This window comes from Exiguobacterium sp. R-17 (genome assembly GCF_049913315.1).
GTDB lineage: Bacteria > Bacillota > Bacilli > Exiguobacteriales > Exiguobacteriaceae > Exiguobacterium_A.
Genome location: NZ_CP184372.1, coordinates 2,216,927 through 2,231,016, shown reverse-complemented (window position 1 = coordinate 2,231,016; position 14,090 = coordinate 2,216,927). Strand labels below are relative to the sequence as shown.

General features: G+C 45.5%; 12 protein-coding genes and 1 other annotated feature. Of the genes, 4 read left to right on the top strand and 8 right to left on the bottom strand.

Going from position 1 to position 14,090, the window contains the following annotated elements; translation table 11 throughout:
• Positions 1-131: 131 nt before the first annotated feature.
• Both ACN9MT_RS11800 and ccpA read left to right on the top strand, forming a co-directional pair.
• Positions 132-1,217 (top strand): bifunctional 3-deoxy-7-phosphoheptulonate synthase/chorismate mutase, encoded by a 1,086-nt coding sequence (locus ACN9MT_RS11800; RefSeq protein WP_035406204.1) that lies wholly within the window; start codon positions 132-134, stop codon positions 1,215-1,217.
• A gap of 158 nt (positions 1,218-1,375) precedes the next feature.
• Complete coding sequence (gene ccpA / locus ACN9MT_RS11795) at positions 1,376-2,386, top strand: catabolite control protein A (RefSeq protein ID WP_035406207.1); 1,011 nt, start codon at positions 1,376-1,378, stop codon at positions 2,384-2,386.
• A 53-nt stretch (positions 2,387-2,439) separates the two neighbouring features.
• Here ccpA and ACN9MT_RS11790 read toward each other — a convergent pair whose 3' ends face one another.
• The 4 genes from ACN9MT_RS11790 to ACN9MT_RS11775 form a co-directional block, all read right to left on the bottom strand.
• On the bottom strand, positions 2,440-3,183 hold the full coding sequence (locus ACN9MT_RS11790; protein WP_426272229.1) for a FixH family protein: 744 nt from the start codon (positions 3,181-3,183) through the stop codon (positions 2,440-2,442).
• 102 nt (positions 3,184-3,285) lie between these two features.
• Positions 3,286-4,479: an acetoin utilization protein AcuC gene (locus ACN9MT_RS11785; RefSeq protein WP_056062706.1), complete on the bottom strand. Its 1,194-nt coding sequence runs from the start codon at positions 4,477-4,479 to the stop codon at positions 3,286-3,288.
• The gene (locus ACN9MT_RS11780; protein ID WP_290785369.1) at positions 4,476-5,108 is read right to left on the bottom strand and encodes an acetoin utilization AcuB family protein; all 633 of its coding nucleotides are present in this window, start codon (positions 5,106-5,108) and stop codon (positions 4,476-4,478) included. Before ACN9MT_RS11780 ends, ACN9MT_RS11785 begins: the two co-directional genes overlap by 4 nt.
• Before the next feature lie 18 nt (positions 5,109-5,126).
• Positions 5,127-5,759, bottom strand: coding sequence for a GNAT family N-acetyltransferase (locus tag ACN9MT_RS11775; protein WP_023469064.1), 633 nt, complete (start codon positions 5,757-5,759; stop codon positions 5,127-5,129).
• Positions 5,760-5,905: 146 nt separating this feature from the next.
• On the opposite strand from ACN9MT_RS11775, the gene acsA reads away from it, so the two are divergent.
• Entirely contained in the window at positions 5,906-7,609 is a 1,704-nt protein-coding gene (gene acsA, locus ACN9MT_RS11770) for an acetate--CoA ligase (protein WP_308101848.1), read from the top strand.
• Between the two features lie 47 nt (positions 7,610-7,656).
• Here acsA and ACN9MT_RS11765 read toward each other — a convergent pair whose 3' ends face one another.
• A complete protein-coding gene (locus tag ACN9MT_RS11765) occupies positions 7,657-10,254 on the bottom strand; it encodes a transglycosylase domain-containing protein (protein ID WP_426272228.1) in 2,598 nt (865 codons plus the stop codon).
• 148 nt (positions 10,255-10,402) lie between these two features.
• Positions 10,403-10,610: a binding site (T-box leader), on the top strand.
• A 55-nt stretch (positions 10,611-10,665) separates the two neighbouring features.
• On the opposite strand from ACN9MT_RS11765, the gene tyrS reads away from it, so the two are divergent.
• Positions 10,666-11,913 carry a tyrosine--tRNA ligase gene (gene tyrS, locus ACN9MT_RS11760; protein WP_035406219.1) on the top strand — a complete coding sequence of 416 codons (1,248 nt, stop codon included), beginning with the start codon at positions 10,666-10,668 and terminating at the stop codon, positions 11,911-11,913.
• 44 nt (positions 11,914-11,957) lie between these two features.
• Here the strand turns inward: tyrS and ACN9MT_RS11755 are convergent, their stop codons facing one another.
• The 3 genes from ACN9MT_RS11755 to ACN9MT_RS11745 form a co-directional block, all read right to left on the bottom strand.
• Complete coding sequence (locus ACN9MT_RS11755; RefSeq protein ID WP_308101846.1) at positions 11,958-12,485, bottom strand: biotin transporter BioY; 528 nt, start codon at positions 12,483-12,485, stop codon at positions 11,958-11,960.
• A gap of 153 nt (positions 12,486-12,638) precedes the next feature.
• Entirely contained in the window at positions 12,639-13,238 is a 600-nt protein-coding gene (gene rpsD / locus ACN9MT_RS11750) for a 30S ribosomal protein S4 (RefSeq protein ID WP_035406229.1), read from the bottom strand.
• A 233-nt stretch (positions 13,239-13,471) separates the two neighbouring features.
• Positions 13,472-13,957 (bottom strand): GAF domain-containing protein, encoded by a 486-nt coding sequence (locus tag ACN9MT_RS11745; protein ID WP_426272227.1) that lies wholly within the window; start codon positions 13,955-13,957, stop codon positions 13,472-13,474.
• Positions 13,958-14,090 lie beyond the last annotated feature (133 nt).

The window sequence follows — 14,090 nt, the reverse complement described above, 5'->3', positions numbered from 1 at the left end:
AATTATATGAAAAAACGTAATTTATTTTCATATTTTAAGAAATCATGCAGCTTCTTTATGTACAACATGGAAAGAGTTCGTTATAATTAGTTGCTATTACGAGCTATATGCTGATTAGGGAGTGGTAGGACATGGATCAACACGCAGAATTAAAAAGATTACGGGATGAACTCGATTTAGTGAATGCAGAATTATTGGAATTGATGAACCGACGTGGTCAAATTGCTGTCGAAATCGGAAAAGTCAAACGAGCACAAGGGCTTGACCGTTACGACCCTGTTCGGGAACGTCAAATGCTCGAATCAATTGCTGCTAATAACCATGGACCTTTTGAAACAGGACGCCTTCAGCATGTATTTAAAGAAATTTTCAAAGCTTCTCTTGAATTACAAGGAGAAGATCGGACTCGGAAATTACTCGTATCACGGAAACAAAAACCGACGAACACGATCATCCGAATCGGAGATGCTGTCATCGGAGATGGTTCTCAACAATTGATTGCTGGACCATGTGCGGTCGAGAGCGAGGAACAAGTATTCGAAGTCGCGGAACAACTCGCGAAACACGGCGTGAAGTTCATGCGAGGTGGAGCGTACAAACCACGCACATCACCTTACGACTTCCAAGGTCTTGGACTCGAGGGTCTAAAAATGTTGAAAAAAGCAGCGGACGCGCACGGTTTGCATGTCATCACTGAAATCATGACGCCGAGTGCGGTTGAATCTGCTTTACCATATGTCGACATTATCCAGGTTGGCGCACGCAACATGCAAAACTTCGATTTACTAAAAGAAGTCGGTCGTACAAATAAGCCGGTTCTTTTAAAACGAGGACTTGCTGCAACACTCGAGGAGTTCATGTACGCGGCTGAGTACATCATGGCAAGTGGTAACGATCAAGTCATTTTGTGTGAGCGCGGCATTCGGACATATGAACGTGCAACACGGAACACGCTTGATATCTCAGCAGTTCCAATTCTGAAGCAAGAGACACATCTTCCTGTCATGGTCGATGTGACGCATTCGACAGGACGGAAAGATCTTCTGTTGCCAACGGCGAAAGCGGCTTACGCGATCGGTGCTGATGCTGTCATGGTTGAAGTCCATCCGTTTCCGGCACTCGCACTATCTGATGCGAACCAACAACTTGATTTCCAAGAATTCGATACGTTCGTCGAAAACTTGACGACTACCTTTCCGGCACTAAACGTTCAATGATTTTCGAAAAAGGGTGACCTAAAGCGAATGAAAACGTTTTACAATGAAGGAAGAATGGGAAAAGAAAACTATCTTTTCCTGTCTTCCTTTCGTGTTGCCTAAAAATGAAAACGAAATGAAAACACTTGAGATGGATCATACTAAAGGAGGAATTTGTTTTGAATAGTAATATTACGATTTATGACGTCGCACGAGAGGCGGCTGTCTCGATGGCGACCGTATCGCGTGTCGTCAACGGGAATCCGAACGTTAAACCATCCACACGAAAGAAGGTCCAAGATGCAATCGAACAACTGGGTTACCGCCCAAACGCTGTTGCTCGTGGACTTGCAAGTAAAAAAACGACGACTGTCGGTGTCATCGTACCCGATATCTCGAACATCTTTTTTGCGGATTTAGCACGGGGAATCGAAGATGTTGCGACGATGTATAAATATAACATCATTCTTTGTAACTCCGACCAAAATCGGGAAAAAGAAATCCATTTGCTCAATACATTACTTGGAAAACAGGTTGATGGGATCATCTTCATGGGTGGGCGTCTACATGAGGATCTCGTTCGTGAATTCAAGACATCACCTGTGCCCATCGTTCTCGCTGCGACACTAAATCAAGATTATGACCTTCCTGCCGTCAACATCGATTACGAAAGTGCTGCACATGACGCCGTCAAATCATTGATTGACCGTGGACATGAACGGATCGGGTTCATCACTGGTCCACTTGAACAGCAAATCAATGGTGAAAAGAAATTTGCTGGTTATCGTCGGGCGCTCGAAGAGGCAAATCTTCCGTTCAGCGAACAAAACGTCGTCCTTGGAAACTATACGTATGATTCAGGAATGAAGGCGATGAACCAGTTGCTTGAACTTGGAGAAGATTGCCCACGTGCGATTTTTGCTGGAACAGATGAGATGGCTCTTGGTGTCATCCATGCCTTACAAGATGCCGGACACCGTGTTCCAGAAGACTTTGAAGTCATCGGACACGATAATACACGTCTTGCGACGATGATTCGTCCGAAACTGACGACTGTCGTTCAGCCGATGTATGATATTGGAGCAGTCTCGATGCGTCTTTTGACAAAGATTTTGAACAAAGAAGAAATCGAAACGAACGATGTCACGTTACCACACCGAATCGAACAACGGGATTCGACACGTCCTTAATCGAAAAAGCGTCTCTTCTCTCAAGCAAGCTGCTTGAAAAAAGAGACGCTTTTTCATTTTATGACGGTGATGAGTTCATCTTGGTGATGATGGAGTTGATCATTTTCGACGTGCAGACGCACCGTCGTCTGACCGGGGGCGTTCAATGTGACTTTTCCGCTGTATGCATCACCTTTTTTAGTTAATGGAACATAATTATGTTTTTCAATACCGGTTTCAATGACTTCGACTTGAACGTTCGCCTTTAATGGTTTTCCATCGAGAAAAACGTGAAAGGAGACAGGGAGGTCAGCACCAGCCTTTACTTTCGTCGCACCCATATAATGGACAGACAGACCATCGACGGCTTCGTGTTCATGCGATGCTTTCTCTTTTTCATGTGAATGATCCATGACGACAAAAGAGATCTTATCCATGTGATGGAGTCCTTTTTTATCATTAATATGATAGAGACCTTCGTATTCACCTTCAGCAAGTTTGGCTTCTGCTTGATAGAAACCTGTCTTTTTCAAGGTTGCTTTGAATTTTTGATGTGCCCCATCTTGTTTTCCAGCTTTCCAAACTTCAAACGTCACGTCCTCAAGGTTGACGGGCTTTTTCTTTTCGACCGCGGATGCTTTAAAGACGACGGCATCTTCATCCATTGTCTTTGCTGGGATATCGACAGTGACGTCGACGGTCGGTTTTCCGACCCCTTGCATGTTATCGTGATCCATTGCCTGCTTTTCATTCCCACATCCTGCAAGTACGATCCCGGTCGACAGAATGAGACCGGAGTAAAGCCATGCCTTTTTCATGATGATTCCCCCAACTATTCGTTTACTAAGTAAAAATTCCATATTTAGTATAGCAACAAGATGTGAACTCCGAACGAAATAAATGTGAAGATAAAAAGTCAATTAATCAGCGGAATAGGGGGAAATCGCTGTCAGTTGTTTTTTACGTTCATCGTTTACGAATGGCCAAATCAATCGTTTGACGGTCTCCCAATTTTTTTCTTCAATTTCAGGACGTCTTGGAATTGCGGGATAAAGTGGTGACGGATCATGCCAGTGCGTGGGTGGCGCTATTTCCTGTCCGCCCCATCGTTCTTGCCATGCAATTGGAATTTCCCCGTGAAAAGGATCTTGTCCTGTCATGGCAGCAAAAACCTGACTCCACGCGCGAGGAACGACACGATACCAATCATAACCACCGCCGCCTAAAGCAACGATTTTTCCATCTGTATACTTTTCTGCCGCAGCCACAGCGATTTGAGGAATCTTTTCATAACTTTTCATCGTTAAGGATAGATGCGTCAATGGGTCAAGCACGTGCGCATCAGCGCCATTTTGTGTGATGATGAGATCCGGTTGAAACAACTCGCATGCTTCAAAGAGTGCCGTCTCATAAGCAAGTAAAAACGAATCGTCTTCCGTAAAAGCATCCAGTGGTACATTCCAGCTAAAACCGTATCCTTCTTCAGATCCTCTCTCCGTTACCATCCCCGTTCCTGGAAATAAGTAGCGCCCCGTTTCATGGAGAGATAGTGTCATGACATCATTTCGATTATAAAAGGCCCATTGCACACCATCCCCGTGGTGAGCATCCGTATCGACATAAAGGATTTTACAGTGATATTTTTCAATCATCGCCGCCATGGCGACAGCCGTATCGTTATAGACACAAAACCCTGAAGCACGTCCGCGGAACCCGTGATGTAATCCACCGCCGATATGAAAGGTGCGTTTATACTGACCAGATAAGACGAGGTCACATGCTTCAATCGTTCCGCCGACAAGGAGGGAAGCACCCGAATGCATGTCTTGAAACAAGGGAGTATCTTCCGTACCAAGACCGTACATCTGTGCCTTGAGTGGTGATAATACTCCGGTTCCGGCTGCTTTGACAGCAGCAATATAATCCTGATCATGAACGAGTGCCAATTCTTCATCGGTCGCATGACGTGGGGCGATACAAGGGATGTCATCTAATTGATGCATCGATTCAAGCAAGGAAACGGTTAATTCGAGACGGATTGGGTTAAATGGGTGGGTCTCGGAAAATCGATAGGTTGCTTCTTCAGGACTATACAGATAAGCAAAATCCTTCATCTGCTCACATCCGGTCCAAGTACATCGAATCCTTCTTTGCGTAACTTCTCGATGATCCGAATTGGATTCATCGTCTGAACACGAAACGCAACAATCCGGACATACGGATCGTCTGTTGGATACACGAGTACATTTAAAATATTAATATTCGTTTTAGCAAGCAGTGCGGAAATCTTCGCTAATGTACCTGCTGTATTCTCGACACGGATCTCGATTTGGGAACTTGGTTCGAGTGCACCCGTCAACTGAACGAATGTCCGTAACAGATCCGTTTCCGTGACGATACCGACAAGACGTCGACCGCGGACGATTGGCAAGCAGGATAAGCGATATTCATAAAACAGCACAGCCGCATCTTCTAGAAAATCAAGCGGATGGGCCGTGATAGGGCTTTCAATCATAATGCTTGAAACGGGATACTGTAGGTCTTGTTTTGCTGTGTCCGGATGAAAGATGCTACTCGCGCTTTGAATTTCCTTTAGTCCGACAAGACCGACGAGTTCATGACGGGCATTAACGACGAGAATATGACGAATCTGATGACGTTGCATGAGTTCAACCGCATGCGCGATGGAATTCGTCGGTTGCATCGTGATGCACGTCGTATTCATGATTTGTTCGATTAACATGACGATTCCTCCTCGAGCTCAGTCATACATGAAGCGTCTTCTCAAGCGTAGCGCATCAAAATGAGCGACGACTTCAGGTGAGACGTGTTTTCCGATACGTGCCATCAGGCAGTTAGCAGGGTGGGAGGCGATTTCCGGATCATCGGTCGGGAAAAAGACAAGACCACCATGGTTCATCATCTTCTCCATGATCTTCCGGTAATCCCACACTGATAGTCCACTCCCTTTTAAGTCCCAATGCCAATAATATTCAGTCGTTAGAATTAAATAATGTTCCATGGCAGGATCTAGCATGGAGATTTCAAGCAATTTTTTACCAATCTGTTGTCCGCGGAACCGAGAGGAGACTTCAATCGCCCCGAGTTCCAAGATGTACGGATTGTTTCCCTCACTCCATGTTTCATAAGGATCAGGATATAAGTAAGTCACATAACCGATGATTTCCGTTCCTTGACGAGCAACGATGATCCGTCCTTCTTCAAGGTCCGCAATCTCAACGAGCGCTTGATGTTGTTCAGCGGGTGGACGAAAAGCCGTTAACCCTGAATCGAGTGTATACGTTGCTAGTGTTTGACTCGGTACGGGACCTTCGATGTCAACAGGACCGAGTGATGTTTCATGCGTCCGATGATTGAATTGTTTTTCAAACATGTAAGCGTCACCACCTTCCTATTCATTATAGACGAAAGCGCTTGAGTAAAGAGAGGGATTTTTTAACAAATTGACGGCAAATGGATTGAACTGACGGATAACTAGCTTATAATAAAGAGGAAAACATAGAAGGGGAGGAACGAGACATGAAAGTTTTGAAAGCGCTTCCGGGGAAGCATTGGTTAGCAGAGTATGATGAAACGAACACGTACGACTGGAAAGATGCTGAGCAGTACTTTTCATGGGCGACAACGGGGAAAGTCAACATGGCCTATGAAGCAATCGACCGCCACGCTGAAGGCGAGCGGGCGAACAAGGATGCGCTGATCTATTTCGATGGAATGACGGAACAACGATTCACCTATGCAGACATGAAACGATTGACGAATAAAGCGGCAAACGTATTAGTCGATGCAGGAGTCAAAACGGGTGACCGGATTTTCATCTTCATGCCACGCTCACCAGAACTGTACTTTGCCCTACTTGGTGCACTGAAAGTAGGGGCGATCGTCGGTCCGTTGTTTGAAGCATTCATGGAACAAGCTGTTCGTGATCGTTTAGTTGATTCTGAAGCGAAGCTACTCGTGACAACGAAAGCGTTGCTCCCGCGTGTTCCAGTTGGGGAACTGGAATCACTTGAAAAAGTAGTACTCGTTGATGAAGGCGTTGAAGAATCAGAAACATTACTTGATTTCCGAAAAGCGTTCAAGCAAGCATCCGATGTATTCGAACCGGTCTGGTTGGATCGTGAAGACGGATTGATCTTGCACTATACTTCAGGATCGACAGGGAAGCCAAAAGGTGTCCTCCATGTTCAAAATGCGATGATTCAGCATTTAATGACAGGACGTTGGGTACTCGATCTACAAGAAGACGATGTCTACTGGTGCACGGCTGATCCAGGGTGGGTCACAGGAACAAGTTACGGTATCTTCGCACCGTTCTTAAATGGGGCAACGAACGTAGTTGTCGGTGGACGTTTCAATCCAGATTTCTGGTATAGTGTTATCGAGAAGTATGACGTAACGGTCTGGTATAGCGCGCCAACTGCTTTCCGGATGTTAATGGGAGCGGGGGCGGACGTCGCGAATCACCATGATCTTTCAAGTCTTCGTCATGTGTTGTCTGTCGGAGAACCATTGAATCCAGAAGTTATTCGTTGGGGAAAAGAAGCATTTGACCAACGCATTCATGATACATGGTGGATGACAGAAACGGGCGCGATGATGATTTGTAACTACAAGTCGATGGACATTAAACCGGGATCGATGGGGAAACCAATTCCAGGAACCCAAGCTGCGATCATTGATGATCAAGGAAACGAGTTACCACCGTTCCGGATGGGTAACCTTGCCTTGAAAACACCGTGGCCATCGATGATGCGTCAAATTTGGAACAATCCACAAAAATATGAATCCTATTTCTTTAAAGGATGGTATGTGTCAGGCGATTCTGCCTATATGGACGATGAAGGCTATTTCTGGTTCCAGGGGCGTGTCGATGACGTCATCATGACGGCTGGAGAACGGGTCGGTCCGTTTGAAGTTGAAAGCCGTCTCGTTGAGCACCCAGCAGTCGCGGAAGCCGGAGTCATCGGGAAACCAGACCCGGTGCGAGGCGAAATCATTAAGGCATTCATTGCCTTACGTGATGGTTATGAGCCAACGGATGAATTAAAACAAGAAATCCAAGCATTCGTCAAGGAAGGTCTAGCTGCTCACGCGGCCCCAAGAGAAATTGATTTCCGAGATAAGTTGCCGAAGACACGAAGTGGTAAAATCATGCGCCGTGTCCTGAAAGCATGGGAGTTGAACTTGGAAACGGGCGATTTATCGACGATGGAGGATTGAACATGAAAAAAGGATGAATCACCGAAACAGGTGATTCATCCTTTTTGTTAGTTTTCAGAAGCAGCATCTTTTTTCTTTTCATCTTGTTTCTTTTGTTGCTCTTGCTGTTTCTTCGCATCTGCCTCTTTTTTCTTAGCGTCCGCTTCGGCTTTCTTTTTTGCATCGGCTTCAGCTTTTGCTTTTGCATCAGCTTCGGCTTTTGCGTCGGCTTTTGCTTTTGCATCCGCTTCGGCTTTTGCATCCGCTTCGGCTTTTGCTTTTGCATCGGCAGCACGTTTTGCGTCATCTGCTGCTTTTTTCTTTGCCTCAGCATCTGCTTTTTCTTTAGCTTGATCTTGTTGTTTTTGTTGATCTTCTTTTTTCTGTGCGTCTGCCTCTTTTTTCTTTTCTTCTACTTCTTTCTTTTTCTTCGCTTCGGCTTTTTTCTTTGCTTCTTCGGCTTTTTTCTTCTTATCTTCTTCTTTGAAGCGACCACTGTTTTGGAAGTCATTTGCTGTTACAGAAGATGGTTGCGTGAAGCGGGCGCCAGATTTGAAGTAACTGCTGTTCGCACCATACGATGCATTCGCCATCTGTGACCAGAGCGTTTGCGTACGTTGGTAGTACGTTGACGGACCGATGAGTGAGTTGTTCTGGTCGTGTCCTGTCCAGACGGCAAGGGTTACACCAGGAGTAGAACCAACAAGATAAGAGTCTTTGACATCGTTGGTCGTACCCGTCTTACCGGCCCAATCTCCCGGTACGTTCAATCTAGCTTTAGCGAACGTCGCTGTACCTTTCGTGAAGACACCACGCATCATATCAAGTGTCAGGTAAGCTGTTCGTGGTTCATAGATCCGTTTTTTCTTCGGTTTTGCTTTATAGATATCTTTTCCGTCTTTCGTGATTTTCGAGATGATGTACGGTTGGACGAATTCACCATAGTTGGCAAGTGTCGCGTAAGCACCTGCAAGTTCGACAGGTGTGATTTCCATCGTTCCGAGTGCCGCAGAAGGGGCATAACGGATCGCATCAGGTACTTCAACTCCCATATCGACGAGTTTTTGAATCGAATTCGACATGTTCATCTTCTCGTAAATCTTAACGGCCGGTACGTTCAATGATAGTTCTAATGCCGTACGAACCGTTACATTACCACGGTAACGTCCACCTTCGTTCTTGATCGGACGATCGCCAGGTTGACGTGGTACAGTCTGGTAGTAGTACTCTTCATCATTAACGGTAGACCCTGGTGTGATCAAGCGATTTTCAATCCCGTTCGAGTAAACGAGGATTGGTTTTGCCGTTGACCCGATTTGACGTTTGGCTTGGAATGCCCGGTTGAAATCGTCAGCTTTTCCATCCATATACCGTCCGCCGACGAATCCGAGGATACGTCCCGTTTCATTTTGAACCATGACTGCTGCTGTTTCTTCTGGATCCTGTTTCGAAACGCTTTTTTTCGTTTTTGGATCGACGACTTGTTTGTATTGCATGCTTCCTGGGAAGTTCGCACTGTTCTTCGCAGGTTGTTGCATCGCTTCATGAATTTTTTTATCAAGTGTCAAGTGAACTTTGTAGCCGCCTTGGCGCAGTGCAACAAGTGCTTGATCTTGATAGTTGGCACGCACTTCTGCCAGTTCAGACGGTTTCACTTCATCTTCTTTCACGCCATCTTGTTTCATCAGATACTTCGTCATGATTTTCGTCGCTTCACGTTCGGCTAAATCGTAGACATACGGATACGTATCACGAGAACGTTTTGATTGTTTCGCGAAATCTTTCGTAATATCATGCTTGATTGCTTTTTCGTACTGTTCCTTCGTGATGTTTTTTGCGACATACATCCGCTTCAATACTGTTTTCATCCGGTTGACGCTTGGCGTCAAGTCCTTTTTGACAACGCCACCTTGAAGGTAAGGGGTGTAGTAATAAGGGTTTTTAGGAATCCCAGCGAGAAAAGCTGCTTGTGGTAACGTCAGTTTTTTCGCGGATTTGTTGAAAACTCCTTGTGATGCAGCCTCGATCCCAGCGATGTTACGACCGAGTGAATTGCGACCGAATGAGACGACATTCAAGTACGCTTGTAAAATTTCATCTTTTGACATCGCGTTTTCAAGGCGCAATGCTAAAAGAATTTCTTTCGCTTTCCGTTCGAATGAGACTTCGTTCGTCAAGATTTGGTTTTTGATTAATTGTTGTGTTAGCGTACTTCCGCCTGTGCGCGACGCAGAATTCGTTAGTTCTTGTAGAACTGCTCGTAATGTCGCTTTTGGAACGACACCATCGTGTTGATAGAAGTCTACATCTTCCGTTGATAAAAGCGCATCGATCAAGTAAGGAGAAATCTTCTTGATATCGACAGGCTGACGTTCTTCATCTGTTGAGATGTTCGTCAGCTTTTCACCACTTCCCCAATAAATTTGGCTTGTGACGGCATAGCTGTTGACTTGTTGTTTCATCTCAGTCAATGGTGGTGCTTTTGTGTCCTTGACGAGCGAAGCGAAATAGCCGCCCGCTGCACCAACAGAAAAACTACCGACGAGTAAGACAGCTATGATGAGGAACAAAATGATGTTCCATGAAACATCATATGTGATATTTGACCAGTGCCGAACGGCTTTCGTCCGGGGATGATTCCAAAACTTGAACCAGTTCTCGCGCATAAATGATCTCCTTTGCATCTTAAACTTAGGTGTAAATTAATATTAAATCACAGATAGACGTATTATACCATAAATCTACTAATGAAATCGGACTTGACAGCGGATTCGCCTTCGACGTATCATGAAACCATCTTATTTTCGTATATTGCGCTAAACCATGATCGGAATATAGTAGTAAGTCACTCCCTGTGACAGAGACCTAGTGGTGCTGCGAACTAGGACACAGTGAACTTATGAATTACGCTTCCAGGAGTTTCTTGAGAAATCAAGCGGTCCGTCCCGTTATCGACGAACCAAGTGGTCCTTTTACACAAAAGGACAATTAGGGTGGTACCACGGAATATTCCGTCCCTTCGTTTTAGACGAAGGGACGGTTTTTTTTGTTAATAGTGAACTTTAGGAGGAGAAACAATGACGTTATTAGAGGATTTAGAATTTCGCGGGTTAATTAACCAAATGACAGATGAAGAAGGGCTGAAAACATTACTCGAGAATCCGACGACGCTTTACACAGGCTTCGATCCAACAGCAGATTCACTTCACATCGGACACTTGTTGCCGATTTTAGTCTTAAAACGATTCCAACAAGCGGGTCACCATGTCGTAGGTCTCGTTGGAGGGGCAACTGGGATGATTGGGGATCCGAGTGGTCGTGCAACGGAACGGTCATTGAACACATCGGATATCGTCGAAGAGTTCGCGAATCGGATTAAAGATCAACTGTCACGTTTCTTACCACTTGAAGGTGAAAACCCGGTCACGATCGCCAATAACTTAGACTGGACGAAAGATTTGACAATCATCGATTTCTTACGTGATATCGGAAAACACTTCCCGGTCAGCTACATGCTTGCGAAGGACTCTGTTGATTCACGTCTTCAAAACGGTATCTCATTCACTGAGTTCTCATACATGTTACTTCAATCGTTTGACTTCTTGAAACTTTACGAAGACAAAGGATGCCGTCTTCAAGTAGGAGGTAGTGATCAGTGGGGGAACATCACAGCAGGAATGGAGCTGATTCGTCGTGCTGGTCATGAAGAAAAAGCATTTGGATTGACAGTACCGCTCGTTACGAAAGCGGATGGTCAGAAATTCGGTAAGACAGCAGGTGGTGCGGTCTGGTTAGATGCTGATAAAACGTCACCGTACGAGTTCTACCAGTTCTGGTTCAATGTAGACGATCTCGACGTCATCAAGTTCTTGAAATACTTCACGTTCTTGACGCACGAAGAACTCGATGCACTTGCAGAAGAAGTCAAGGCAGCACCAGAGAAGCGCGTCGCACAACGTCGTCTTGCAGAAGAAATGACGGTTCTCGTCCACGGTGAAGAAGGTCTGACACAAGCACAACGTATTACGACGGCACTCTTTAGCGGAGATATTAAATCGTTGCAAGTCGAAGATATCGAAGATGCCTTCAAAGGCATGCCACGCTTTACACTCGGCGAATCAAACAACCTCGTCGACGTGCTCGTTGAGGCGAAGATTAGTCCGTCAAAACGTCAGGCACGTGAAGACGTCACGAACGGTGCGATCTACCTCAACGGAGAACGCGAGCAAGACTTAACGAAAGAAATCACTGAATCAGATGCAATCGGTCGCTTTACGATCGTACGTCGCGGAAAGAAAAAATACTTCGTCGTCGAGCATGCTTGATGATAAACGAAACGCTCCCTGCACATAGATGCAGAGAGCGTTTTTTAAGCTGTCCGGAATAAGCGAAGTGGCAACAAACGAACGGCGATCGTCGTGGCAATGACGGCCTTGATCGTATCCCATAGGATGAAGGGGTAGTTGATCGCAAAAGCATCTTTGAACGACAGATCGAGTACAGCCATCAGACCAAATGTTCCAAGCAAGTAGACTAAACCAAGTCCGAAGACGATCATCCCGATGAAGAGGGGGACGAAACGACGTGTTTTTTCAGCGATGAGACCGATGAAGAATCCGGCAATCGGAAAGGCGATCAAATACCCAACAGTTGGTCCGACGAATGGAGCAAGTCCACCTTTTCCGCCGAGAACAGGGAGACCAGCAGCTGCGAGCAATAAGAAGATCAAGACAGCAAGTCCACCGCGTTTTCCACCGAGAATGGCACTGACCGTCATGATTGCGAGCATCTGAAGTGTGATCGGAACGGCGCCGACCAGTTGGATCTGCGGCAAAGAGCTGACGGCTGCGATGATGGCAGCACCAAGGGCGATGAACGTTAAATCTCTTGTTTTCATGAATAAAGTCCTCTTTTCTATTTGTGTTAACTATGTATGTTTATAGGTTAACACAAATAAATAATTGGCGTCACTCTTTTTTTAAGACCAGGTATACATTTTCATGATATGTACAAAAAAAGCACCCACCGAAGTGAGTGCTGGAACAATCGATTAACGTGAGTAGTACTCGACGACGAGTTGTTCTTGGATTTGATCGTTCAATTCAGAACGCTCAGGAAGACGGACGAACGTTCCTTCGAGCTTCTCAGCATCGAAAGTAACGAAGTCTTTAGTTGCTGGAGCAACTTCGAGTGCTTCTTTGATAACGACAAAGTTCTTCGATTTTTCGCGAACTGAGATCGTTTGACCTGGTTTCACGCGGAACGACGGGATGTCGACGCGAGCGCCATCAACTTGGATGTGACCGTGGTTGACGAGCTGACGAGCAGCACGACGTGTACGAGCCATACCCATACGGTAAACGACGTTATCAAGACGTGTTTCAAGTAAGAACATGAAGTTCTCACCGTGAATACCAGGCATTTTGCCAGCATCGTTGAACATACGGTTGAATTGGCGTTCGTTTACTCCGTACATGTGACGAAGCGTTTGCTTCGCTTGAAGTTGAAGACCGTACTCAGACATTTTACGACGGCTGTTACCGTGTTGTCCTGGAGCGTACGGACGTTTTGCGATTTCTTTTCCTGTTTCAGTAAGTGAGATACCGAGACGACGTGAAAGTTTCCAAGCTGGACCTGTATAGCGAGCCATAATAAGACTCCTCCTTAGTGTTCGTTATTATTTGCATAAAAATAATAACGCCATCAAACCCACGTTACGCCCATTTCATGATGTGGCACCCTCGCTTGATAGCAAAGTTACACGATGCCCCTCCGGTTATTCACCGAGTCATGAAATGTGATACGTAAGCGGTTTGACCGCTATCGTTATCATTTCTGCACTTTTACAAGTATACGGTGTGGACAATCGACTGTCAATCAGAATTACAGATGACGAAGTAGTGTTGTACAGAATGCTTCTAAACCAGCTTGGTCGACTTCATCGAAACGGTTGAATTCTGGGCTGTCGATATCGAGGACGCCGATCGTTTGTCCGTCTTTGACGAGTGGAATGACGATTTCAGAATTCGATGCCGCGTCACATGCGATATGACCTGGGAATTGATGAACGTCTTCGATCCGTTGTGTCGTTTGTTCTGTTGCGGACGTTCCGCAAACACCACGACCGAATGGAATACGGACGCATGCTGGAAGTCCTTGGAATGGTCCGAGGACGAGTTGGTTTTGCTCGGTATCCGTCAAATAGAAGCCGACCCAGTTGATACGGTCGAGGAATTGGTTGAGTAACGCGCTCGCATTCGATAAGTTCGCGACTTGATTGTCTTCTCCCATTAATAACGCATCGAGTTGTTTTGACAGCATGTCATATTGTTTCGTCCGGTCACCTTCATATGTCTTTGTTTCGAACATAATAAAATTCCTCCCGTGAAAAGCGTATTTTTTTTAGTTTAACGAGTTTTCGTGTAGCTGACAAACAATTGATTTTTGGACAAAGGATTCAAAACAGCGGAAGAAATCAGGAAAAGCCTCTGTAAATCTATGC